General features: G+C 72.2%; 22 protein-coding genes. 13 read left to right on the plus strand and 9 right to left on the minus strand.

Features of this window, described 5'->3' with window-relative positions:
- The first annotated feature begins 98 nt into the window (after positions 1–98).
- Genes AC3ETA_RS11035 through AC3ETA_RS11050 form a run of 4 tightly spaced genes read left to right on the plus strand, consistent with a single transcriptional unit; the run spans position 99 to position 3,882 of the window.
- On the plus strand, positions 99–2,516 hold the full coding sequence (locus AC3ETA_RS11035; protein WP_432192654.1) for a sensor histidine kinase: 2,418 nt from the start codon (positions 99–101) through the stop codon (positions 2,514–2,516).
- Positions 2,517–2,527: 11 nt separating this feature from the next.
- The gene (locus AC3ETA_RS11040) at positions 2,528–2,947 is read left to right on the plus strand and encodes a roadblock/LC7 domain-containing protein (RefSeq protein ID WP_432192655.1); all 420 of its coding nucleotides are present in this window, start codon (positions 2,528–2,530) and stop codon (positions 2,945–2,947) included.
- Entirely contained in the window at positions 2,928–3,308 is a 381-nt protein-coding gene (locus tag AC3ETA_RS11045) for a DUF742 domain-containing protein (protein ID WP_359045121.1), read from the plus strand. Before AC3ETA_RS11040 ends, AC3ETA_RS11045 begins: the two co-directional genes overlap by 20 nt.
- Positions 3,295–3,882, plus strand: a complete 588-nt coding sequence (locus AC3ETA_RS11050; protein ID WP_432192656.1) for a GTP-binding protein — start codon at positions 3,295–3,297, stop codon at positions 3,880–3,882. The genes AC3ETA_RS11045 and AC3ETA_RS11050 overlap by 14 nt, the downstream gene beginning before the upstream one ends.
- On the opposite strand, the gene AC3ETA_RS11055 is transcribed toward AC3ETA_RS11050, so the two are convergent.
- Positions 3,870–5,378, minus strand: a complete 1,509-nt coding sequence (locus tag AC3ETA_RS11055) for a M81 family metallopeptidase (RefSeq protein WP_432192657.1) — start codon at positions 5,376–5,378, stop codon at positions 3,870–3,872. The two genes, AC3ETA_RS11050 and AC3ETA_RS11055, sit on opposite strands and share 13 nt — an antisense overlap.
- A 34-nt stretch (positions 5,379–5,412) precedes the next feature.
- Entirely contained in the window at positions 5,413–6,576 is a 1,164-nt protein-coding gene (locus tag AC3ETA_RS11060; RefSeq protein ID WP_432192658.1) for an ROK family protein, read from the minus strand.
- 173 nt (positions 6,577–6,749) lie between these two features.
- Between AC3ETA_RS11060 and AC3ETA_RS11065 the strand changes: the two genes are divergently transcribed.
- Genes AC3ETA_RS11065 through AC3ETA_RS11085 form a run of 5 tightly spaced genes read left to right on the plus strand, consistent with a single transcriptional unit; the run spans position 6,750 to position 12,917 of the window.
- A complete protein-coding gene (locus tag AC3ETA_RS11065) occupies positions 6,750–8,504 on the plus strand; it encodes a peptide ABC transporter substrate-binding protein (protein ID WP_432192659.1) in 1,755 nt (584 codons plus the stop codon).
- Between the two features lie 3 nt (positions 8,505–8,507).
- Complete coding sequence (locus tag AC3ETA_RS11070; RefSeq protein WP_432192660.1) at positions 8,508–9,467, plus strand: ABC transporter permease; 960 nt, start codon at positions 8,508–8,510, stop codon at positions 9,465–9,467.
- Entirely contained in the window at positions 9,464–10,348 is an 885-nt protein-coding gene (locus AC3ETA_RS11075; RefSeq protein ID WP_432192661.1) for an ABC transporter permease, read from the plus strand. The genes AC3ETA_RS11070 and AC3ETA_RS11075 overlap by 4 nt, the downstream gene beginning before the upstream one ends.
- Complete coding sequence (locus AC3ETA_RS11080; RefSeq protein ID WP_432192662.1) at positions 10,345–11,973, plus strand: dipeptide ABC transporter ATP-binding protein; 1,629 nt, start codon at positions 10,345–10,347, stop codon at positions 11,971–11,973. The genes AC3ETA_RS11075 and AC3ETA_RS11080 overlap by 4 nt, the downstream gene beginning before the upstream one ends.
- Positions 11,970–12,917: an ROK family protein gene (locus AC3ETA_RS11085; RefSeq protein WP_432192663.1), complete on the plus strand. Its 948-nt coding sequence runs from the start codon at positions 11,970–11,972 to the stop codon at positions 12,915–12,917. Before AC3ETA_RS11080 ends, AC3ETA_RS11085 begins: the two co-directional genes overlap by 4 nt.
- 174 nt (positions 12,918–13,091) lie before the next feature.
- Here AC3ETA_RS11085 and AC3ETA_RS11090 read toward each other — a convergent pair whose 3' ends face one another.
- Complete coding sequence (locus tag AC3ETA_RS11090; RefSeq protein ID WP_432192664.1) at positions 13,092–14,048, minus strand: ABC transporter substrate-binding protein; 957 nt, start codon at positions 14,046–14,048, stop codon at positions 13,092–13,094.
- A gap of 307 nt (positions 14,049–14,355) precedes the next feature.
- Here AC3ETA_RS11090 and AC3ETA_RS11095 point away from each other — a divergent pair, with 307 nt between their 5' ends.
- Genes AC3ETA_RS11095 through AC3ETA_RS11110 form a run of 4 tightly spaced genes read left to right on the plus strand, consistent with a single transcriptional unit; the run spans position 14,356 to position 18,330 of the window.
- A complete protein-coding gene (locus AC3ETA_RS11095; protein WP_432192665.1) occupies positions 14,356–16,851 on the plus strand; it encodes a sensor histidine kinase in 2,496 nt (831 codons plus the stop codon).
- Positions 16,848–17,324 carry a roadblock/LC7 domain-containing protein gene (locus AC3ETA_RS11100; protein ID WP_030961655.1) on the plus strand — a complete coding sequence of 159 codons (477 nt, stop codon included), beginning with the start codon at positions 16,848–16,850 and terminating at the stop codon, positions 17,322–17,324. The genes AC3ETA_RS11095 and AC3ETA_RS11100 overlap by 4 nt, the downstream gene beginning before the upstream one ends.
- Positions 17,325–17,342: 18 nt before the next feature.
- A complete protein-coding gene (locus AC3ETA_RS11105) occupies positions 17,343–17,768 on the plus strand; it encodes a DUF742 domain-containing protein (RefSeq protein ID WP_126901561.1) in 426 nt (141 codons plus the stop codon).
- Positions 17,755–18,330: a GTP-binding protein gene (locus AC3ETA_RS11110; RefSeq protein WP_381516555.1), complete on the plus strand. Its 576-nt coding sequence runs from the start codon at positions 17,755–17,757 to the stop codon at positions 18,328–18,330. The genes AC3ETA_RS11105 and AC3ETA_RS11110 overlap by 14 nt, the downstream gene beginning before the upstream one ends.
- 137 nt (positions 18,331–18,467) lie before the next feature.
- Here AC3ETA_RS11110 and AC3ETA_RS11115 read toward each other — a convergent pair whose 3' ends face one another.
- From AC3ETA_RS11115 to AC3ETA_RS11140, 6 genes are all read right to left on the minus strand, one after another.
- Positions 18,468–19,136, minus strand: coding sequence for an ABC transporter permease (locus AC3ETA_RS11115; RefSeq protein ID WP_432192666.1), 669 nt, complete (start codon positions 19,134–19,136; stop codon positions 18,468–18,470).
- Entirely contained in the window at positions 19,133–19,846 is a 714-nt protein-coding gene (locus tag AC3ETA_RS11120; RefSeq protein WP_432192667.1) for an ABC transporter permease, read from the minus strand. The genes AC3ETA_RS11115 and AC3ETA_RS11120 overlap by 4 nt, the downstream gene beginning before the upstream one ends.
- Complete coding sequence (locus AC3ETA_RS11125; protein ID WP_432192668.1) at positions 19,843–21,021, minus strand: ABC transporter ATP-binding protein; 1,179 nt, start codon at positions 21,019–21,021, stop codon at positions 19,843–19,845. The genes AC3ETA_RS11120 and AC3ETA_RS11125 overlap by 4 nt, the downstream gene beginning before the upstream one ends.
- Before the next feature lie 265 nt (positions 21,022–21,286).
- Positions 21,287–22,033 (minus strand): class I SAM-dependent methyltransferase, encoded by a 747-nt coding sequence (locus AC3ETA_RS11130; protein ID WP_432192669.1) that lies wholly within the window; start codon positions 22,031–22,033, stop codon positions 21,287–21,289.
- 464 nt (positions 22,034–22,497) lie between these two features.
- Positions 22,498–23,109 carry a TIGR04282 family arsenosugar biosynthesis glycosyltransferase gene (locus tag AC3ETA_RS11135; protein ID WP_432192670.1) on the minus strand — a complete coding sequence of 204 codons (612 nt, stop codon included), beginning with the start codon at positions 23,107–23,109 and terminating at the stop codon, positions 22,498–22,500.
- On the minus strand, positions 23,106–23,948 hold the full coding sequence (locus AC3ETA_RS11140) for a glycosyltransferase family 2 protein (protein WP_432192671.1): 843 nt from the start codon (positions 23,946–23,948) through the stop codon (positions 23,106–23,108). The genes AC3ETA_RS11135 and AC3ETA_RS11140 overlap by 4 nt, the downstream gene beginning before the upstream one ends.
- Positions 23,949–24,032: the final 84 nt, after the last annotated feature.

Consider the following 24,032-nt stretch of genomic DNA (forward strand, 5'->3'; position numbering starts at 1 on the left):
CGCGCCGGACACGCAGTCACCCCTGACGTCCGTCCTCCCGTCCCCCCGTTCCTTCGCGCTGACCCCGCCCGCCCTCCGCTGATCGCCCTAGGACGACAATGTCTCCACGGACAGGTCCCCGGCGCCGCCTCGGCTCCATCCGTCTCTCCCTGATCCTGCTGGCGCTGGTGCCCGGCGTCACGCTCGCCGCCATCTGGAGCGTGACCACGATCCAGATGTTCTCGGAGGGCCTGGGGCTGCGGTCCCAGACCGGGCTGAGCAAGTCGACGGGGGCCATGGGCACCGAGGCCACGCTCGCACTCCAGCAGGAGCGCAGCTACTCCGCCGTATGGCTCGCCACGCGGCAGGACTCGGCCCGCACGGGGCTGGACGAGCAGCGCGGCAGGACCGACAAGGCGGTCGCCAAGCTCCTCGCGCAGTCGGACGAGATCCAGCGGGCGCCCGCCCGTGTGAAGGACCGGCTGTACTCGGTCGTCGCGTCCGTGAGCAGCCTGGAGTACTACCGGGGCCAGGTGGACAACCCCTCCGACATCTCCGCCGTGCAGGCGCTCGGCCAGTACACGTCGATCATCGACGACCAGATCCACGCCTTCCAGGAGCTCTCCCAGGTCGACGACGGCGACCTCACCTCGCAGGCCGGTCCGCTCGTCTCGCTGGAGCACGCGGCGGAACTGATGTCCCGGGAGGACGCGCTGCTGACGCTGGCCTCGCCGACGCGGCGGATGGACGAGACGGAGTGGACCGAGTTCGCGGAGCTGGTGAACACCCGGCGCTGGCTCGTCGAGGACCAGATCCTGCCCTCGCTCACCGGGCCCGCGAAGGCGGAGACGGAGCGGATCCTGGCCGGTGCGCAGTGGCGGACCCTGGAGCAGGTCGAGGACCGGGTGCTCGCGGCGCGCGCGACGGCGGGCAAGGACGGGACCATCGCCGTTCCGGACGCCCAGAAGGAGTGGCGGGCCGCACTGACCGGGGTCACCGAGGAGTACTCGGTACTGATCCAGCAGCAGACGACCGGACTGCTGCAGCGCAGTGGCGACGAGGCGCGCGGCCTGCTGATCAAGGCCGCGTCGCTGAGCGCGGGCGGCCTGATCGCGCTGCTGCTGTGCGTGGGGATGTCGTGGCGGATCACCCGCTCGCTGTCCCGGCGGCTGCGGGGCCTCAGGGAGGCCACCCTGGGGCTCGCCCAGGAGCGGCTGCCCGACGTGGTGGCCCGGCTGGAGCGGGGCGAGAAGGTCGACGTGGAGCTGGCGACACCCCCGCTGGACTACGGCCGTGACGAACTCGGGCAGGTGGCCGCGGCGTTCAACACCGCGCAGCGCACCGCCGTGCACACCGCCGTCGAACTCGCCGACACCCGGCGCGGCTTCCAGAAGATCATCCTCGGCATCGCCCGGCAGAGCCAGAACCTGGTCAACCTCCAGCTCACCAAGCTGGACGCGCTGGAGCGCACGCACCAGGACCCCGACGTCCTCAAGGGCCTGTACGAACTCGACTCCACCGCCAGCCAGCTGCGCCGCTACGAGGAGAACCTCGTCATCATCAGCGGTGAGCGGCCGGGCCGCGCCTGGAGCGAGCCGGTCGCGCTGATCGACATCCTGCGCAGCGCGGTCGGCGAGGTCGCCGAGTACCGGCGGGTGGAGGTGCAGACCGACGAGGAGGTGCATCTCGCGCCGCCCGCGGTGGCCGACGTCATCCATCTGCTGGCCGAGCTCATCGAGAACGCCACGCTGTACTCCCCCGCCCCGGCGCCGGTCGGCGTGCGGGCCGCGATGGTGGCCAAGGGTCTGGCCGTGGAGGTCGAGGACCGCGGCCTCGGCATGTCCGAGGAGGAGTACGCGGCGTTCAACGCCCAGTTGGCCGAGCCGCCGCAGTTCGACGTGGTGGCGCTCGCCGACGACCTCCGGCTGGGCATGTTCGTGATCGGCCGGCTCTCCCGGCGGCACGGCATCACGGTCACGCTGCGCTCCTCGCCGTACGGCGGCACGACGGCGATCATGCTGGTCCCGCACGACGTCGTGGTGCGGGACCTGCCGGCGCCGGACCGGGAAGAGGTCGAGCACGCCGGGGCCGCCGAGCCGGAGGAGCCCGTACGGGAGGCGCGTCCCGTCGCGCAGGCCCGTACCGAGACCGCCCCGGCCCCCGAGACCGCCCCGGCCCCCGAGGCCGGCCCGCGCGGGGACGGTCTCTCGCCGCTGCCGCGCCGGGTGCCGCAGACCAGCCTTGCGGCCGAGCTGCGCGAGGAGGTGGCGCCGGCCGAACAGAACGGCCACGACGAGGACTTCACCGCCGAGCAGGCCGCCTCCTCCCTGGCCGGCTTCCAGCGCGGCACGCTCCGGGCCCGCGACGACGACGGCGAGGGGGCGCCGGACGGGCCCGGGGCCGTGGACCGACCGGTCCCCGCCGCGCGGCAGGCGCGTGACGACATCGCCCCCGACGAGCCGTCCGCGGCCGAGTCCGCCGCCTCCTCCCCGGCCACCGCTCCCACGTCCTCCACCTCGCCCGCCGACCGCTCATGAAGGACACCGCCATGACACGCCCCACCCCAGCCACGGACACCCAGCTCGACCAGTTGCTCACCGGACTCGTGGAGCGGGTCGCCGACGTCAACCACGCCGTGGTGCTCTCCGAGGACGGCCTGGTGGTGAGCAAGTCGATCGGGTTCCTGCGCGACGACGCCGAGCGGCTGGCGGCGACCGCGTCCGGCCTGATGAGCCTCAGCAAGGGCGTCAGCATGGACTTCCGGGGCGGGCCGGTGCGCCAGGCGCTGATCGAGATGACCAACAGCTATCTGATCCTCACCTCCGCCGGCCCCGGCGCCCACCTGGTCGTCCTGACCAACCAGGGCGCCGACGTCGGTGTGGTGGCGTATCAGATGAACATGCTGGTGAAGAAGATCGGCGAGCACCTCTCGGCGGCACCGCGGGCCCATGTCGGCCCTGGCGCGTGAGGTGGGCGGAGACGATCCGGCGGGCCGGCTGGTCCGTCCCTTCACGCTGACCGGGGGGCGGACCAGGCCCAGCCGCAGCGACTTCACCCTGATCACGACCGTGACGGCGGTGGATCCGCCGCCGGAGCGGGCACCTCGTCCACAGCCCGAGCAGGTGCGGATCCTGCGGCGCTGCGTCCGGCCGATCGCCGTCGCGGAGCTCGCGGCCCATCTGGACCTGCCGGTGAGCGTGGTCGCCATCATGCTCTGCGATCTGCTGGAGGCGGGGCTGATCACCGTTCACCCCCCGCATCCCGTCACCCCCCGTACCCCGGACCTGGACCTGCTGCAGAAAGTGAGGGAGGGCCTTGGCCGGCTCTGACACCCCCGTGGAGGCGGTCGCACCGCCGGACACGGTCAAGATCCTCATAGCCGGCGGCTTCGGCGTCGGGAAGACGACCATGGTCGGCTCGGTCAGTGAGATCGCCCCGCTGCGCACCGAGGAGTCCCTGACCATCGCGAGCCTGGGCGTCGACGACCTCGACGGCATCGAGCAGAAGCGCGCGACGACCGTGGCCCTGGACTTCGGCCGGATCACCATCAGCCAAGAGCTGGTGCTGTATCTGTTCGGTACGCCCGGGCAGCAGCGGTTCTGGTTCATGTGGAACGACCTGGCGATCGGCGCGCTCGGCGCCGTCGTGCTGATCGACGTGCGCCGGCCGCAGTCCAGCTTCGCCGCGATCGACTTCTTCGAGCGCCGCGAGATCCCCTTCGTCGTCGGCGTGAACGGCTTCCACGGCGAACACCCCTACCCGGCCGAGGAGATCAGGGAGTCCCTCGCGCTGCCGGAGCACGTACGGGTGCTGCTGTGCGACGCGCGGGAGCGGGAGTCCTGCCGGGACGTGCTGATCGCCCTGATCGACCAGCTGATCGCGCAGGCCCGTCAGGCGAGCTGAGCCGGCGGCCGGTTCGCGGGCGCGACGATCCGGGCCGTGAGGTCCGGGTCGGGCATCGCCGGGTCGAAGGGGAACATGGGCCGGTGGATGCGCCGGTGGCCGAGCCGCACCAGGTCCTGGTCGACACCGCCCGGGGTGAGGGCCATCTTCCAGTCGGCGGCCATGGCGAAGAGTTCGGGCTCCAGATAGCCGATCTTCACGATCACGACGTCGGCCGCGCGCGGGTCCAACTCCAGCCCGGTGAAGTCGCGTTCGAGGTGGTACGGCTTGCGCAGCCGGGTCAGGATCACGTGCACGCTCCCGACCCGCAGCACGGCCTCCGTCTCCGCGTCCCGGTCGCCGTGCCGCAGGGAGTGCACCACGCCGGTCATCGTGAGCGGCCCGGCGTGCCGGTCGTCCACCTCGGCGCCGGCGGTGACCGTGACCTCCGCGCCGACGCCGGCCCGTACTGCCGCGTCGACCGCGGACGGCCCGGGCACGGAGGCGTAGACGACGACCGGACCGGCGGGGTCCTTGAACTCCGGTCGGGCGAGGACGTGCTGGAGTCCCCAGGTGACGTCGCCCGCGCCGCCCGCCGTCGGATTGTCGCCGGTGTCGCTGATGAAGTACGGGCGCCGGGCGCCGGCGGCGAGGGCCTCGTCGAGACAGCCGTCGAGGGTGCCGGTGGGGGCGACGAAGGCGAAGTCGTGCCGGGCGTTCCAGAAACCGCGGGCGAGCCGTTCGGCACCCGCGGCGACGGCGGCCCCGTCGGGTCCGGTGACCACGACCGCGGCACGGTTGCGCGGCTCGTCGGCCCAGGCGTACCCGACCCAGACGGCGGCGTCGGTCACGCCGTCGGCCGCCGCCACTTCGGCCACGGCCGCGTACACGCCCTTCGCCGGTTCGATACGGGTGGAGGTCTGCTCCCCGGCCAGCAGCACCGGCACCGGAACCCACGCCTTGACCGGGCGGGGCGCGCCGCCGGCCAGGAGGTCCACGAGGTTGCGGACGGCCCGCTCCTTCGTCTCCGTGACGTCCTCGTGCGGGGCCGTGCGGTAGCAGGTGATCAGGTCGCTGTGGTGGACCAGCGGGCGGGAGACGTTGCCGTGCAGGTCCATGGAGGTCGACACGAGGGTGTCGGGGCCGATCACCTCGCGGACGCGGATGAGCAGGTCGGCCTCCGCGTCGTCGAGCCCCTCGACGGTCATCGCGCCGTGGATGTCGAACCAGAGGCCGTCGAGCGGCCCCAGGTCCCGGAGCCGGTCGATGAGTTCCGTGGACAGCTCGGCGTACGCGGCGGCCGTCACGGTGCCGCCGGGCAGCGCCTTGCCGACCAGTGCCCCGCGCCAGTCGGCGGCTTCCCGCAGCGGCTCTCCCGGGGCCAGGAACGGGTAGCGGGTGAGGACGTCCTGTCCGCGCAGCGGGTGGAAGGCCGGGGCCCCGGTGCGGGCCGGGGAGAAGGTCGACGACTCGATGCCGAGGCCGGCGATCGCGAGGACGGGACGGGGCTGGGGCATGGCTCCTCCGGGATCCGACGGGGTCGGGCGTGGGTCAGGGGTGGGTGCCGGTGGCCGAGTGCAGGGCGTGGGCGAGGGCCCGCTGGAGCGCGAACTGGCCCGCGCCGACCAGGCCGGCGTCGGCGCCGAGGCCGGCCCGTTCGATGACCAGGTGCTCGGTGACCAGGGGATGGCAGCCCTCGTACAACTGGCTGCGCACGGCGGCGACGAAGGGCTCCAGCGTGGAGAGGATGCCGCCGAGGTACACCGCGTCGGGGTTGAAGAAGTTGACGTTGGGGGCGAGCACCGTACCCAGGTAGCGGCCGGCCTGCCGGACCGCGCGCGTGGCCTCGGGGTCGGCGTCACCGGCGAGACGCACGACGTCCTCGGTCGACGTCACCTCCAGGCCGCGCTCGCGCAGGATGCGGACCAGCGCCGCGCCCGAGGCGACCGTCTCCAGGCATCCGGTGTTGCCGCAGGAGCAGGGGATGTCGTGGGCGGCCTCGACGCGGACGTGGGTGATCTCTCCGGCCGCGCCCGAACCGCCCCGGTAGAGGCGGCCGTCGGCGATGACGCCGGCGCCGATGCCGGTGCCCGCCTTGACCATGATCGCCTGGCGTTGCCGGGCGGGCCGGACGCTGTGCTCGCCGACGGCCATGCAGTTGGCGTCGTTCTCGATGGCCACCGGGACCCCGAACCGCTCCTGGAGCCAGTCCCGTACGGGGAAGCGGTTCCAGCCGGGCATCCGGGCGGGCAGCGTCACGAGGCCCGCTTCGACGTCGACCGGTCCCGGCAGACACAGGCCGACACCTCTGAGGAGTTCCCGCCCGTGCCGGTCGGCGAGGCCCTGGAGGGTCTCGACCAGGCCGGGCAGGGATGCCTCGGGGCCGTCGGCCGTAGCGAACGGCACCGTGCAGACGTCGGCGAGACCGCCACCGGAGTGCACGATGCCGACGTGGGCGTGTCTGCCGCCGAGTTCGGCCGCCACGGCATATCCCTCGCCGCCGCCGAGCCGCAGGACCTTGCGCGGCCGGCCGCCGTTGGACGACAGGGTGCCCTCCTCGGTGACCAGGCCGTAGTCCAGCAGCTTGCCCACCGCGAACGAGACCGTCGACGGAGCGGCGCCGAGCAGTCCGGACAGTTCCGTGCGCGTGGACGCCTGCCCGGAGGCGAGGAGTTCAAGGATACGCCGGGTCAACGACCCACTTTTTTCAGTCATGGACGAAGTTACTTCCGTCTTCTGCGGCCGGGACAGCGAGAGTAGGCCCGCGGAGACCTCTTCCGGCTATTTCCAGAACAGCAGAAACATACTTTTTACAGCGGCACTCCTGTTTCTTCGAACAGCCGGGGCTTTCACTGACTGCACCTCGCTTCTGTCCCCTGAGGAGAGCCATGTCCCCTGCTCGCACAAGACTCGCCGGAGCCGCCGCCCTGTCCGCCGGCACACTGCTGCTCGCGGGCTGCTCCGGGAGCAGCGGCGCGTCGTCCGGATCACGCGACTCCATCAACTACGCGCTGCCCGCGAACTTCACGCCGAACTGGATCCTGCCGATCGGTACCGCGGCGCATCTGAACACCAACAACATCTCCATCGCGAACACGCTGTGGGAGCCGCTCATCGCCTACGACGGCTCCACCGGCGAGATCGGTTGGAACAAAGCCGGTTCGGTCGCCACCGCCGCCGACTTCGCGTCCGGCGGCAAGAGCGTGCGGATCACCCTGGGCGACCGGCACTGGAGCGACGGCAAGCCGATCACCTCCCGAGACGTCCGGTTCTGGTTCGACCTGATCAAGGCGAACAAGAAGGAGTGGGCGGGGTACAACCCCGGTCAGGCGCCGGACAACTGGACCTCTTTCGAGGCCGAGGACGACCGCCATTTCACGATCACCTTCGACAAGGCCTACAACCCGCAGTGGATGCTGGCCAACGAGCTGAGCTCCATCACTCCGCTCCCGCAGCACGTCTGGGACAAGGGCGGCGGTGCGAAGCAGGTGTGGAAGGACCTCAACGACGCCGCGAAGAACATCGCCGGCTACGAGAGGAACGCGCTGTGGAAGACCATCAGCGGGCCGTACGCGGTCAAGTCGTACTCCACGGCCGGCAAGGTCGTCCTCACCGCGAACACGAAGTACGACGGCGGTGAGAAGCCGGCCGTCCCGACGGTGAACCTGCTCCCCTTCACCACGGCGGAGGCCGAGAAGAACGCCCTGCGCTCCGGCACGGTCGACTACGGCTACATCGAGGCGACCGACCTCGATCAGAAGGACAGCTTCACCGCGCAGGGGTACGAGGTGAAGCCGTGGTCCGGCTGGGCGATCACCTACATGCCGTACAACTTCAACAACCCGGCGATGGGCGCCGTGTTCAAGCAGCTGTACGCCCGCCAGGCCGTGCAGCGTTCCATCGACCAGAAGAGTCTCGCCGAGGTCGTCTTCAACGGCACGGCGGTCGCCGGCTACGGTCCGGTCCCGCAGGGGCAGGCGTCCGACTTCGTCTCACAGGCACAGCAGGACAACCCGTATCCGTACTCCACGACGGCCGCCCGGAAGCTGCTGACCGGCCACGGCTGGACCGAGCGGGGCGGGGTCATGACCTGTACTGCCCCCGGTACCGGAGCCGACCGGTGCGGTGCGGGAGTCGCCGAGGGCACGAAGTTCGAGATGCAGGTGCTGTCACAGTCCGGGTCCACGGTCACGGACAACATGATGAGCGCGATCCAGTCCTCGCTCGCGAAGACCGGCATCAAGTTCACGATCAGGACCGCGCCCGTCAACTCCGTGCTGGCTCAGACCCCGCAGTGCGAGGCGGACCGGCCGATCTGCAAGTGGCAGCTGTCGTTCTTCGGCACGGCGGGCAGCTGGTACTTCCCCGCCTTCCCGACCGGTGACTCGTTGTTCCAGTCCGGCGGCGGCTCGAACTTCGGCAACTATTCCAACCCGGCTGTCGACAAGCTCATCTCCGCCTCCACGACGTCGAGTTCGACCAAGGCCGTACAGGACTACAGCGCCGCCCTCGCCGAGGACCTGCCGGTGATCTGGCTGCCGGAGCCCGTCTATCAGATCTCGGTCGTCCGCAAGGGCCTCGGCGGCTTCGCCCAGGACTCGCTCGCCAACTTCCACCCGGCGCAGTGGAAGTGGACCGGCTGACGCATGGACACCCTCCTGTACCTCGGCCGCCGGCTGCTCCAGGCCCTCGCCGTGATCCTGATCGTCACGATCGTGGTCTTCTGCCTGCTGCACGCGCTGCCCGGAGGACCCGCACGCGGGATCCTCGGCCCGCAGGCCACGGCCCAGCAGATCGCCGCGTTCAACCACGAGCAGGGGCTCGACCGGCCGCTGCCCGTCCAGTACGTCTTCTACCTGCGTGAGTTGGCGCAGGGCGACCTCGGGACGTCGTACACGCTCAACGAGGCGGTCTCCCGGCTGATCGGGCAACGGCTGCCGAAGACACTGGTGCTGACCCTGCTGTCCGCGCTGGTGGGGCTGCTGCTGGCCGTTCCGCTCGGCATGTGGCAGGCGGTGCGGCGCAACAGGCCGGCCGACTACGTCATCACCACGCTGAGCTTCGTGGCGTACGCGACGCCGGTGTACTTCCTCGGCCTGATCCTGGTGCTGGTGTTCACGCAGACCCTGCGCTGGTTCCCCTCCCAGGCGCCCCAAGGGGACACCCTGGCGCAGGTGTTGGCGGATCCGGCGGCGCTCGTGCTGCCGGTGGTGACGGGGGCCGCGTCGATGGTCGCCGTGTTCAGCCGGTACATGCGGGCGGCGACGCTGGAGAACCTGTCCGAGGACTATGTGCGCACGGCGCGTGCCGGGGGTGCCGGGCAGTACGCGGTCCTGTTCCGGCATGTGTTCCGGAACTCCCTGACGCCGGTGGTGGCGATGCTCGGGTACTACGTGCCGGTGCTGTTCGGCGGGGCGTTGGTGGTCGAGCAGCTCTTCAACTATCCGGGGATGGGGCTGCTGTTCTGGAGCGCTGCCCAGTCGTCGGACTATCCGGTGCTGCTGGGGTGCGTGCTCGTCATTTCCGTGGCGACGGTGGTGGGGACCTTGCTCGCGGATGTGGTGCAGCGGGTTGTCGATCCTCGGGTGAAGGAGGGGCCGGCGTGAGTGGTCGTGTTGAGACTGCGGGCCGGCGGGGGCTTGTCGCGCAGTTCCCCACGCCCCTTGGAGCGCGCTTCGCGCGCAACAAGCTTGCGGTGGCCGGCGTATCGGTCGTGGGTCTCTTCCTGCTCTTCTGCTTCCTCGGTCCGCTCCTCTACTCGACGGACCAGACCCACACCGACCTCACCCAGGTCAACCTCCCGCCCAGCGGCTCCCATTGGCTCGGCACCGACGCCGTCGGGCACGACCAGCTCGGGCGGCTCATGTACGGCGGGCAGGTCTCGCTGCTCGTCGGGCTGACGGCCGGGGTGCTGGCGACCGTCATCGGGACGCTGTGGGGCGCGGTGGCGGGGTATGCGGGCGGCTGGGTGGACGCGGTGATGATGCGGGTCGTGGACGCCGGGATCGCGATCCCCGCCCTGTTCATCCTGCTGGTGGTCTCCGCGATCACCTCGCCGGGCACGCCCGGGCTGATCCTGATCCTCGGTCTGGTGTCCTGGCTGATGCCGTCCCGGCTGGTGCGGGCGGAGACCCTCACGCTCAAGAACCGGGACTACGTGCTGACCCTGCGGGCGACGGGCGGCACCCACGGGCGGGCGATCCGGCGGCACATCCTGCCGAACTCGGTGTCGACGATCGTCGTGGCGGCCACCTTCCAGATCGCCGACGCGATCCTGCTGGTCGCGTACGTCTCGTATCTCGGGCTGGGCGTCCAGCCGCCGAAGACCGACTGGGGCGGCATGCTGTCCGCCGGCCTCACGGCGGCGTACTCCGGGCGCTGGTGGCTCATCGTTCCGCCGGGCCTCGCCATCATCCTCGTCGTGTGCGCGTTCAACGCGATCGGCGACGGGCTGCGCGACGCCTTCGACGTGAAGGGACGCGGATGAACATCCTGGAGATCGCCGATCTGGGCGTGACCTTCTCCACCGGCACGGGTGACGTGCCGGCCGTGCGTGAGGTGTCGCTGCACGTACGGCCCGGCGAGACGCTGGCCCTGGTCGGTGAGTCGGGGTCCGGCAAGTCGACGGTGGCGCTGGCGACGATGGGGCTGCTGCCGGGCAGCGCGCGGGCCTCGGGGCGGGTGACGGTCGACGGCACCGACGTGGTGGGCGCGCCGGAGGCCGCGCTGGCCCGGCTGCGGGGCCGTACCGCCTCCATGGTCTTCCAGGAGCCGGCCACCGCCCTCGATCCGCTGACCCGGGTCGGCGCCCAGATCGCGGAGGTCGTACGCAACCACCGCAAGGTCGCACGGTCGCAGGCCGCCCGCGTGGCGGTCGAGCTCCTGCGGCGCGTCGGGATCCCCGAGCCCGAGAGGCGGGCTTCCGCCTTCCCCTTCCAGTTGTCGGGCGGGCAGCGGCAGCGGGTCGTCATCGCCATGGCGATCGCCAACTCACCGGCCCTGCTCGTCGCCGACGAACCGACCACGGCGCTCGACGTGACCGTGCAGGCCGAGATCCTGGATCTGCTGCGCCGGCTGGCGGCCGACTCGGGCACGGGCGTCCTGCTGGTCACGCACAACATGGGCGTGGTCGCCGACTTCGCGGACCGGGTCGCCGTGATGCTGCGCGGTGGGATCGTGGAGACGGGGACGGTGGAGGACGTGCTGCTGCGGCCGCGGCACGAGTACACGCAGAGCCTGTTGGCTGCGGTGCCCCGGCTGCGGCTCAGCGGCACGGACGCCCCCGCGCCCCAGGAGCCGCCCGTCGTGCGGCTGCGTGACGTGTCCGTGCGGTTCGGGCGGGTGCGGGCCCTCGACGGTGTCTCCTTCGACGTGCGCCCCGGCGACACCGTCGGGCTCGTGGGCGAGTCCGGGTCGGGCAAGTCGACCGCGGCCAGGGTCGCGCTCGGGCTCGTCGCGCCCGCCTCCGGCTCGGTGTCGCTGTTCGGGACCGACCTCGGGCGTGCCCGGGGCCGGGGGCGCCGTGCCCTGCTGTCCGGCGTCGGTGTGGTGCTCCAGGATCCGGTGGCCTCGCTGGACGCGCGGATGAGCGTGGCCCAGTGCGTCGCCGAGCCGCTCAGGGTGCACCGGCGGGGCATGACGTCCGCCGAGCGGCGGGCCAGGGTCGCCGAGGTGCTGGAACTCGTGCGGCTGCCGGCGGAGTTGGCCGGCCGCGGGCCGCGAGAGCTGTCCGGCGGTCAGCGTCAGCGGGTGAGCCTCGCGCGGGCGCTGGTGCTGCGGCCCCGGCTGCTGGTCGCGGACGAGCCGACGAGCGCGCTGGACGTGAGTGTGCAGCGAACCGTGCTGGAGGCCATCGCCGAGTTGCAGCGCGAGCTGGGGTTCGCCTGTCTGCTCGTCTCCCACGACCTCGCCGTCGTCCAGGAGTTCGCGCGACGGGTCGTCGTCCTGCGGAACGGCCGGGTCGAGGAACAGGGGCCGACCATGGCGACCCTGCTGCACCCGGAGACGGAGTACACGCGCCGGCTCATCGCGGCCGTACCCGTGCCGGATCCGGTGCTGCAACGGCAGCGCCGGGAAAGCCGGGCGGCTCTCGGGACGGGGGCCGGCGCGTGACGCGTGCGGTGCTGGCCGGCGTCGACATCGGCGGTACGACGACCCAGGTGGTGCTGTGCGATCCGGCTCTGGGCGTCCTGGACCGCGTCGGGGTGCCCACCCCGGCGGCGGACGGCGGCGCGGCGATGGTCGGCGCCGCGCTCGACGCCGTACGGCTGCTGCTCGGCCGTACACCCGCGCGGCTGCTCGGCGTCGGGGTGGGCGCGGCGGGCGTGGTGGACGCGCGGGCGGGGCGGGTGCTGGTGGCGAGCGACTCGTTCCGGGGCTGGGCGGGGTTCGCGGTGACGGCGGCGGTCGAGGAGGCGCTGGGCGTGCCGGCGTTCCTGGACAACGACGTCAACGCGTTCCTGCGCGGCGAGGCGACGGCCGGTTCGGTGGCGGGCGCGCCGCATGTGCTCGGGTTGACCCTGGGCACCGGCGTCGGCGGGGCGCTCTGGCTCGACGGGCGGCTGTACGGCGGCCCGCACGGCGCGGCGGGCGAGATCGGGCACGTGCCCGGCTTCGGCGATCTGCCGTGCACGTGTGGCGGGCGCGGCCACCTGGAGACGCTGGCCTCCGGCCGGGCGATCGCCGCCCGGTACGCCGATCGCGCCGGTGTCCCGCTGACCGCGAGGGAGGTCGCCGAGGCGGCGGCCGCGGGCGACGTGCACGCGGTCGGCGTGTATGCGGAGGCGGGGGCCGCCGTGGCCCGCGCGCTGCTCGTCACGGCCGGGCTGCTGGACGTCACCACGGTGGTCGTCGGCGGTGGTGTCAGCCGCTCCTGGGCGCTGCTGGAGCACTCGATCCACGCCGCGCTGACCGCCGAGCCGCCCGTCAGCGGCCATCCGATCGGCGTGCGGCCGGCCGGGCTCGGCGTCGATGCGGTGGCGATCGGCGCGGCGGCACGCGCGCGTGCCGAACTCGGGCCCGTGACGGAGCGGGTTACGGAAATCCGCCAAGCGTGACCGTGCGACTGACGCGACCTCGATCTGCGTCAGGCACGCCGGCCAAGCCCTGCGTACCGAGCCGGTCCCCATGGCCTCCGAGCGCCGCGACGCCACCTTCCGGGCCGGTCACCGAAGCAGCACGGCGGGGTTGTGACGGACGCCCCGTCCCAACCCCGCGAGAGCTGCCGTACGTCAGCCGAGGCCGGCCGTCTTCAGCCAGGCCTTGGCCACGTCCAGCGGGTCCTTGTTCTCCAGCTGGACCTGGGAGTCCAGGTCCAGGAGGGTCTTGGTGTCCAGCTTCGCCGAGACCGCGTTGAGGGCGTCCACGCCCTCCTTCGACAGTCCGCTCTTGTAGACGAGCGGGGTCACGTTCGCGTAGCCGAAGAGGTTCTTCGGGTCCTGCAGGACGACGAAGCCCTCCTTGGTGATGGTCGGGTCGGTCGTGAAGATGTCCGCGGCCTGCACGGTGTTCTTCGTCAGCGCCGCCTGGGTCAGCGGGCCGCCCGCGTCCAGCGCCTTGAACGACTTGAACTTCAGCCCGTACTCGGACTCCAGGCCCTTCAGGCCCTGCTGCCGGGTCTGGAACTCCGGCGAGCCGCCGATCACCAGGTCCGGGGCGATGTCCTTGAGGTCCTCGAGGCTGGAGTCGGCGGTGAGCTTGTGCTTCTTCGCCGTCTCCGCGTTGATGCTGACGGAGTCCTTGTCCTCGGCCGGCGAGGACTCCAGCAGCGTCAGGGTGGCGTCCAGCTTGCCCTTGACCGCCTCGTTCACGGCGTCGGCCGAGGTCTGCTCGGCCTTCGGGTCGAGGTAGGCGAGCAACGAGCCGTTGTACTCGGGCAGAACGGTGATGGAACCGTTCTTGAGCAGGCCGTACGTCGTCTCGCGGCTGCCGATGTTGGGCTTGTAGGTGACCTTGATGCCCTTGGCCTTGAGGGCCTCGCCGTAGATGTCGGCGAGCAGGATGGACTCGGCGAAGTTGTTGGAGCCGACGACGACGGTGTCGCCGCTCGCCCCGTCCCCGGCGAGAGGGTCGGACTTGTCGTCGGAGGAGGAACATCCCGCCAGCAGCGCCGCCGTCGCGGCGAGCGCGACCGCGGCCGCGCCGGGATGGTTCCTGAGGGACCTGCTGCGTGAAGCGGTGAAAGTCACGGTTCCCGTTCCGGTTTCAGGGGGTTGGGAGAACTCTTCCACTGATCCAATCCAGCCGCTTCTCGGTCAGTCAAGACCGGTCAGGTCACCGATTGGCCTCAAAAAATGGAAGGTAACGGGCAGTTGTGCCGTGCTGTGAAGGCGGGACGGTTGGGGTGCAGGGGGCTGTAACGGATTCTTGACGTACAGTTCCGGTCACGGCGTTCAAAGGGCGGTACTGTCCCCCGGACAAAGCCGGTTCACTTCGAACAACAGCGGTCACGTGAGACCTCGCGCGCCGTGCGACGCCCACGAAGGAGGCAACTCGGTGTCCACGAACGAGGAGGGCGCACTGCGCCCGCGTCGTATACGCGACTTCGCCGACCGCTGGCCCTTCAGACGCAAGCTGAATCTGCTCGTCCGGGTGCCGCTGGCCGTGGTCGCCGTGCTGCTCGCCTACCTCATCGCCGAGCAGACCATGCAGTCGCGCGACGCGTCGGACGCCGCCCGGCTGGTGCGGGAGAGCGCCGAGGTCGCCACGCTCGTGGACCGGCTGGCCGCCGAGCACCAGCAGGCCATCCTGCTGTCCGTACGGCACGAGGCCTCCGAGGGCGACGAGCCCTCGTCCGCCGCCTACCGTACCGCGCAGACCATGGTGGACTCCCAGGTCCAGCGGGTGCGCGACACCTTCGGGGACCGGCTGCCCGGCACCGAGGCGCAGGCCCTCAAGAGCGTCACCGGCCTGAGCAGCCTGCGGGACACCGTCGAGCAGAGCTATCTGCCCGCCAGCAACATCGACCCCGCCTACACGCACGCCGCCAAGGGACTCATCGACGGTCTGGCCCTGGACCGCAATCCCGACCTCGCCACCACGTTCACCGGCAACCTCCTCGACTCGCTGCTGCGCGCGGGCGCGGCCCACAGCGCCTTCGAGACCGGCGTCTTCTCCGCGTCGACCGGTGACTCCAACGCGCTCATCGAGTTCATCGGCGCCATCGGCTCCTACGACGAGTACACACATCAGGCCGAACGTTTCGCCAGATTCGCGACCGAGGCGCAGGCCGCGCAGCTAGACGGCATCAAGTACACCGCGGCACAGAGCGTCATCAGCCGCCAGTACACCGACCTCCAGATCGACCCGGGCTCCTTGCAGGGCGATTCGCCGGCCGAGATCCGCAGCTCGCTCGCGACCGCGCTGGACTCCTACGGCGCCTACCGCGACCAGGCGAAGACCCGGCTGGCGATCACCACCTCGCTCATCCACCAGCTCGCCGACCAGGCGGACAGGGCCTCCGACTCGGCCGCCTGGCGCGCGGTGCTGCTGCTCGGGTCCGCCCTGCTCGGCTTCGCCGTCTGGCTGGTCCTCGCGATGCTGGTGCGCCGCTCGGTGGTCCGCCCCGTGCAGGCCCTCACCGGCGCCGCGCGGCAGGTCGCCGACGTCGCCGAGCGCGAGCTGGCCCGGGTGGCCGACGACGACGCCGAGGACGACGGTCCGCCGCGGCTGCGCGAGATGCCGGTGACGGCCCGCGACGAGATCGGCGAACTCGCCGAGGCGTTCAACCAGGTGCAGACCACCGCCGCCGCGCTGCTGGAGCGGCAGGTGCTCAGCCGGCGCAACGTCGCCGAGATGTTCGGCAACGTGGGCCGCCGGGTCAGCAACCTCACGACACGGCAGCTCGCCCTGATCGACGCGGTGGAGCGGGGCGAGACGGACCCCGCGCTGCTGGAGCGGCTGTACTCCATCGACCACATCGCGGTCCGGCTGCGCCGCAACGCCGACAGCCTGATGCTGCTCGCCGGCATCCACGAGGCCGTCCTGGACGCCGGGCCCACCTCGCTCACCAACGTCGTACGTGCCTCACTCGGCCAGATCGAGGGTTACCGGCGCGTGGAGATGCGTGCGCGGACCGAGGTCAGGGTTCAGCCGGAGGTCATCGGCGACCTGACGCTGATGATGGCCGAACTCCTGGAGAACGCGGCGTCGTTCTCGCCGGAGGGCAGCCCGGTCGAGGTGTCGGTGTCCGTCTCCGGCGACGACGCGGTCGTCGTGGTCGCCGACCACGGCCTGGGCATGAGCCCCGAGCGGCTCGACGAGGAGAACGCGCGCCTGATCCGCCGCGAGCGGCTGGACGTCGTACCGACGAAGGTCCTAGGTCTGTTCGTGGTCGGTACGCTGGCCCGCCGCTGGGAGATCACGGTCGCCCTGTCGCGCACCCCGGGCGGCGGCGTCACGGCCGAGGTGACGGTGCCGTCCTCGCTGCTGGTGACGGGCAGCACGACGGGGGCGACGGCCACGGCGGCGCTGACGGCGGTCGCCGCGGCCGCGAAGGCCCCGGAGGCGGCGGACGACGGCTCTGCCGCTCCTGTGCCTCCGGCCGCTCCTGCCGCTCCTGCCCTGACGCCCACCGGACCGGTGCCCTCGCCCGCCGCCGAGGTGGACGCCGTACAGGACGACGACGGCGACTCCGACGGTCCGCGGCCCCTCCCCCGCCGGGTGGCCCCGCGCGAGTCCGCGCCGGAGGCCGCTCCGAACGGGGCGCCGGCGATCGCCGGGGCCCGGCCGCTGCGGCGGCGGGTCCGCGGTGCGACCCTGCGCACGTCGGGCGTCGACACCGCCGAGCGGCGCCCGGTGCCGCGGCAGGCCGCGCCGGCCGTGGACGCCAACGAGGTGCGGGCCGCGCTGGAGGAGTTCGAGGCGGCCGTCGAACGGGCGAACCGCGACAGCAACGACACCGGCGACGGCGGCCATGAGGATCAGACCGCCCCACACACAACCCCCCGCACGCACGAACAGAACGACCTCCCGGAAGGAGCGCAGCAGTGAGCACGTCGACAGGTGGCACCCCGGCGGAAGGCGCCACGCCGGCCGAACTGAAGGCCGCCGCAGCCGACTTCACCTGGCTGCTGAACCGCTTCGCGAAGGAGACGGCCGGCGTCGTGGACGCCATCGCCGTCTCGTCCGACGGGCTGCTCATCGCCGTGTCCGAGCTGCGTGAGCAGGCCGACTCCGAGCGGCTCGCCGCGATCGTCTCGGGCATCACGAGCCTGGCCGCCGGAGCCTCCGGCAACTACGGTCTCGGCGGCCTGAACAAGGTCATCATCGACCTGGAGGGCGGCCACGTCCTGGTCTCCGCGATCGGCAGCGGTGCCGTGCTCGGCGTGGTCGCCGACAAGGAGGCCAAGCTCGGCAACATCGCCTACGAGATGACCGTGTTCGCCAACCGCGCCGGTGCCGCTCTCAGCCCGCAGCTCGTGCTGGAGCTGAAGAACAGCGTCGGCGCCGCGTCGGGTCGCTGACCCGGGAACGGACAAGCCATGGCGGACGGCACCCCACCACCGCGACCCAGCGGTCCGGACCCGGCCGGCTTCGCCTCCGCCGTGCGGCCGTTCCTGCTCACCGCCGGCCGGGTGGCGGACGGCGGCGACGGCCCGTCGCTGCCCGTCGAGACCCAGGTGGTGGCCACCGCCGAGGGGCTCGACGCGCTCGACCGGCTCTCCTTCGAACAGCACGACATCGTCGCCGTGTGCCGGATGCCGCAGTCCCTCGCGGAGATCGCGGCCCGGCTGCGGCTGCACCTGAACGTGGTGCGCGTCCTCGCCGAGGACCTGCGCGCGGCGGGGCAGCTGACGGTGCACGTGCCCGACTCCGGCGTCGTCCACGACGCATCCGTCCTGCGCAGGGTCATCGACGGCCTGCGCGCCATCCCCGACGCACGAGGGGTTCTGAGTGACAGCGACTGAACCGGCGACCGTACGACCGCCGTTGCCGGTCAAGATGGTGATCTCGGGCGGCTTCGGCGTGGGCAAGACCACCGCCGTGGGCGCGATCTCCGAGATCGAGCCGCTGACCACCGAGGCCGCCATCACGGAGGTCGCGGCGGGCGTCGACGACCTCACGCACACCCCGCTGAAGACCACGACCACCGTGGCCATGGACTTCGGCTGCCTCACCATCGACCCGACGCTGAAGCTGTATCTGTTCGGCACGCCCGGCCAGGAGCGGTTCGGGTTCATGTGGGACGACATCGTCGAGGGCGCGGTCGGCGGGCTGGTCATCGTCGACACCCGGCGCCTGGACGACTGCTATGCCGCCGTCGACTACTTCGAGCACCGGGGCATCCCCTTCGCGGTGGCCGCCAACGCCTTCGACGGCAAGGTCGAGCACACCATGGAGGAGATCCGCTGGGCCCTCGACGTCACCGAGGGCGTCCCGGTCGTCGTCTTCGACGCCCGGGAGCGCGGCTCGGTACGGGACGCCCTGCTGGTCGTACTGGAGTTGGCGCTGGCCCGCACGGAGGCCTGACGGCAGGGCCGCCGCCGAGCCGCAGTCCGGCTGCGGCACCGTCGTGGCCGGTCGCGCCCACGCGGCGGAGCCGCACGTCGATACGGCCCGCGCCCCTCAGGAAGTTGTCGAACCGCCCTCTGCTCCGCGAAGGTCTCTCACGCCCGCCTGCGCACCCCCGGTGACACCGCGAAGCGGCCCGCCGCCCAGAAGACGGCCAGGGTCACCAGGGCCAGCCCTGCCACCAGGGTGGCCCCGCCCACCACCTTCTCGTAGTTGCGCTGGTAGAGGCCGTCGACGATGTAGCGGCCGAGGCCGCCCAGGGCGACGTACGCGGCGATGGTGGCCGTCGAGACGATCTGGATGGCCGCGGAGCGCAGGCCGCTGAGGATCAGGGGGAGCGCCGCCGGGACCTCGACCTGGAAGAGGACCCCCCACTCGCCCATGCCCATGCCCCGGGCGGCGTCCACCGGCGACGGGTCGACGGAGCGCATCGCCTCGTAGGTGGTGACGAGGATCGGCGGGACGGCGAGGATGACCAGCGGGGTCATCACATTGACCATGCCGAAGCCCACCAGCAGCGTCATCAGCACCAGCAGGCCGAAGGTGGGCAGGGCCCGCCCGGCGACGGCGATGAAGGCGAGGGCGTTGCCGCCGCGTCCGTAGTGGCCGGTGACCAGGCCGACCGGCAGCGCGATCAGGGCGGCGATGCCGAGCGCCTGGAGGGTGTACTGGATGTGCTCCGCCACGCGGGTGGGGATGCCGTCGTAGCCCTGCCAGTGGGCGCTGTCGTTGAAGAAGTCGCTGATGAAGTGGAAGAGGTTCACCGGGCTGCGTCCTCCAGGACTTCGGCCGCCGGTTCGGGCCGGTCGGCCTTCGGTGTCGGGCGCGAGCGGCGCGGCATCCACGGCGTCAGCAGTACGCGTACGGCGACCAGCAGGGCGTCGGCGAGGATCGCCAGGACGGCCATGCTGAGCACGGCGTTCAGCGCGAGTTCGGGCCGGTTGTAGATGTTCGCGTCGTTGATCATGTTGCCGAGCGCGCCCTGGTTGCCGATGAGGGCGCCGACGCTGACGAGGCTGATGCTGGACACGGTCGCCACGCGCAGCCCGGCGATGATCGCCGGCACCGCGATCGGCAACTGCACCTGCACATACCGGCGTACGGGGCCGAAGCCCATGGCCGTGGCGGCGGCGAGGGTCTCCTGGGGCACCGAGCGCACGCCGTCGACGATCGCCGGGACCAGGACGACGAGGCTGTAGACGGTGAGCGGGATCATCACCGTCAGCTCGGTCTGGCCGGTGTAGTCGATGAGCAGGACGAAGAAGGCCAGCGAGGGGATGGCGTACAGCACGGTCGTCACCCACAGCACCGGCGGGTACAGCCAGCGCAGCCGCACGCACAGCTGGGCCAGCGGCAGGGAGATCAGCAGTCCGGCCAGCACCGGCAGCAGGGCCTCGCGCAGATGGAGTCCGACCAGTCCGAGCCAGCTGTGCTGGAGGTCGCTGGGGATGTCGAAGAAGCGGTCCCAGTTCATCCGGCGACCTTCACGTCCGTACGGCCTTCGCCCCGCCCGTCGGAGTCGCCGCCGGCGGCGTCACGTGCCCCGCCCTCGGCATGGGCGCCCCGGATGGCCTCGGCGATGGTCTGCTGGGAGACGACCCCGGTGGCCCGGCCGTCGGCGTCCACGGCGACGGCCCAGCCGGTGGGCGAGAGCACGGCGCAGTCCAGTGCGGCGCGCAGCGAGTCCGTGCCGGGGACGAACGGCCGCCCGTAGGGCAGGAGTCGCTCCGCCTTGACGGACCCCGCGGTCAGGTCCCCCGGCTCGCTCCAGCCGAGCGGCTTGCCGTCGGTGTCCGTGACCAGGAGGTAGGGCGCCTCGGTCGTGTCGTGCGCGGCGATCCGCTCGGCGGTGGCGTCGACGGCCACGACGGGCCCGGTCAGCAGGTCGAGGCCGGCGGCGGGGAAGAAGGACAGCCGCCGGATGCCGCGGTCGGCGCCGAGGAAGTCCTCGACGAACGCGTCGGCGGGGTGGGAGAGCAGTTCGGCGGGCGGGGCGAACTGGGCGAGTCTGCCGCCGGTGCGCAGCACGGCGACCATCGTGCCGAGCTTGACGGCCTCGTCGATGTCGTGGGTGACGAAGACGATGGTCTTGCCGAGCTCCTCCTGGATGCGCAGCAGTTCGTCCTGGAGTCCCTTGCGCACCACGGGGTCCACGGCCGAGAACGGCTCGTCCATGAGCAGCACCGGCGGATCGGCCGCGAGGGCCCGTGCCACGCCGACGCGCTGCTGCTGGCCGCCGGAGAGCTGGTACGGGTACCGCTTGGCGAGGGCGCCGTCGAGGCCCACCCGCTCCATCAGCTCGCGGGCCCGGGAGCGGGCCCTCTCCTTGCCCCAGCCGAGCATGCGGGGCACGGTGGCGATGTTGTCGAGGATCGTGCGGTGCTGGAAGAGTCCGGCGTTCTGGATGACGTAACCCATGGACCGGCGCAGGGTGTTGACCGGCTGCTGGCGGCTGTCCACGCCGTCGATGAGGATGGTGCCCTCGCTGGGCTCGACCATCCGGTTGATCATCCTCAGGGTGGTCGTCTTGCCGCAGCCCGAGGGCCCGACGAGAACGGTGATCGAGCGGTCGGGTATCTCCAGCGAGAGCCGGTCGACCGCCACCGTGCCGTCCGGGTAGCGCTTGGTGACTGAATCTATCCGTATCAAAACGCCGAATGTCCTTCGGAATTGGCGGAGACTGACCGTTCCGTTCCGGCCATTCACGCAGGCCGTCGCTGGTCGAGTCTAGACCGCTCGTGTTGCAGAAATTCGAACGGCCGCACCGGCCCCGTCGGATGCCGCGCAGGTGGGCGCGCCGGACGGTGACCAGCGCGCGCACACGGAGCCGCCGGCATACGCCGTCCAGCGGTTCCGACGTACGAGTGTCACTGACGAGTCAAGGGGCCTGACCTGAGGCGGCCTCTCGCGGCGATCACCGGCTCGACGACGCCGAGGTCCGCCGGTCGCTGCGCAGGGCGGCGAAGGAACGGCCCCCCGCCGTCCACCGGGCGACGGTGTGCCAACCGGCGCGCTCCGCGTATCGCAGCAGGGCGGGCGTGCCGAGGCGGGCCCAGGGGAAGGCGGTGCCGGTCGCTCCGCGGGCGTCGGTGACATGCACCTGGACGCGTTCGTCGAGGTCGAGGTCCGGCACGGTCTCGGCGATCAACAGGCCGCCGGGGGCGAGGAGTCGGCCGGTCCGGGCGAGCAGGGCCGCCGGATCGCCGCCGATGCCGATGTTGCCGTCGATGAGCAGGGCGGTGCCCCAGCGGCCCTCGCCGGGCAGGGGTTCGAAGACGGAGCGCCGCAACGCCGGTGCGCCGAGCCGCAGCGTGCGCGCCACGGCGGCCTCGCTGACGTCGATGCCGAGCACGCGCCGACCCTGCCGGCTCAGCGCCGCGACCAGCCGCCCCGGTCCGCATCCGACGTCGAGCACCGCGCCCTCACAGCGCCGCAGCACCTCCAGATCCGCCGCGTCGGCCTCCGCGCACCAGCGCTCCACGTCCAACGGCAGCAGCCAGCCGTCGGTGCGGCGCAGGAAGAGGGGGCCGCGCCCGCTGCCGAGGGCAAGGGAGTAGGGGTCGGCGGACCAGGCGCCGTCGGCGGGCGAGGGTGGGGCAGGGTGCGGTCTGGGGAGGCGGACGTCCGGGGCGATGGTGTCGGTCCTGTCGGTCGTGGTCATGTCCGGCTCGACTCGATGCGGTCGCGGCCCGGCGTCGGTGACGGTGCCCACGCTGGTGGGCGGCGGACCGGAGACCGCGGATCCGGTAACGGTGCCCGAGCCGGCGGGGGCCGAACCCGGGACCGCCCGTTCGGAGACGGTGCCCGAACTGACGGCGGCCGAACCCGGGACCGTCCGTTCCGACACGGTCCCCGAACCGACAGCCGCCGAACCCGGAACCGACCGCTCCGACACGGTCCCCGAACCGACAGCCGCCGAACCCGGAACCAACCGCTCCGACACCGCCCCCGAGCCGACAGCCGCCGAACCCGGAACCAACCGCTCCGAGACGGTGCCCGAGCCGGTAGCCGCCGAACCCGGGACCGACCGCTCCGAGACGGTGCCCGAGCCGGTAGCCGCAGGGCCCGGGGGTCGGGTGGTCGGCTGGCGGGCTATCCATGTCGCCGTCAGGCGGCGCAGGCCCGTCATCGGCGCACGACCGGGGCGAGGCGGGCGAGTGCGGTGGCGAAGCGGCCGGTCGGGGCCGTCCTGGCGACCAGTTCGGCGTCGTACGCCGTGTCGACGTCCCGCAGCCGCGGCAGGTCCCGCACCCGCAGGTCCCCGAGGCGGGCCCGCTGGGCGGCGCCCGTGTGCGCTGTCGACATCGGGACGCCGCGCAGGCGGGACGGGTCCGGTTCGGCGAGCCCGAGTGCCCAGAATCCGCCGTCGTCGGCGGGGCCGAAGCAGGCGTCGCAGTCGGACCAGTCCACCGTCAGCAGGTCCGGCGTCACCTGCGGGGTGTCCATGCCGATGAGCAGCGCCGGTCCCTCGCAGCCCGCGAAGGCGGCGGCCAGCCGTTCGTCGAGGCCGCCCGGGCACTGCGGTACGACCTCGAAGCCGTCCGGCAGCCAGGGGCCCGGTGTTCCTTCCAGCACCAGCACCCGGCGTCGCGCGGGCGTGCGCGCGACGGCGTCCAGCGTGTCCGCGAGGGACGCCTCGGCGAGCGCGGCTGCCTCCTCGGGGGTGAAGGGCGGCGTCAGCCTGGTCTTCACCCGGCCCGGCCGGGGCTCCTTGGCGATGACGAGGAGCGTGGTCACGGGCGGGTTCCCTTCCGTGCGGGGGCGTCGAGGCCGGGACGGTGGGTGGGCGCAGGCGCGGTGTCGGCCCCGCCGCCGAGGCCAGGACGGCCGGCGGACACGGGCGCCGGCGCCCGCGTGAGCGACTCCCCCGCCCTCTCGCCGTCCGCCAGTACCCGGCTCATGTCCCGCACCGCCTGCCACGTCCCCCGCCAGGTGCCGGTCACCTTCGAGGCGCCGGTGCGCGGGCGGTACGGGACGTCGTACTCCGCGATCCGCCAGCCCGCGTCGGCGGCGCGGACGACCATCTGGAGCGGGTAGCCGCTGCGCCGGTCCGTCAGGCCGAGGGCGAGCAGGTGCTCGCGGCGGGCGGCGCGCAGTGGGCCCAGGTCGTGCAGGCGCAGGCCGGTGCGGCGGTGGAGGAGGCGGGTGACGGCGAGGTTGCCGGCCCGGGCCCGCAACGGCCAGGCACCGCGGGCCGCCGGGCGGCGCCGGCCGAGGACCAGATCGGACTCGCCCGCCGCGATCCGCCGTACGAAGGGCACCAGGTCGCCCGGGTCGAGCGTGGCGTCGCAGTCGCAGAAGCAGACGATGTCGGCCGTGGCGACGGTCAGCCCCGCGTGGCAGGCGGCACCGAACCCGCGCCGCTCCTCCCGGACGACCCTCGCCCCGAGCGCCCTCGCGACCTCGGCCGAGCCGTCCGTGGAGCCGTTGTCCACGACCAGCGCCCGCCATCCGGGCGGGATGCGCTCCAGGACCCAGGGCAGCGCCTCGGCCTCGTCGAGACAGGGGAGCACGACGTCCACGGACGGGGTGCGGGGTGGGTTCGGTCCTGCGGATGCGGTCGTCACGGCTTTCACTCTACGAGTACGAAACGGCCATTTCGGGCTACTGGTCCTTACGAAACAAGGACGTCGGGCCCCGTCGGCCGCACTCGCGCGCGC

It is taken from the genome of Streptomyces sp. bgisy027 (assembly GCF_057710365.1).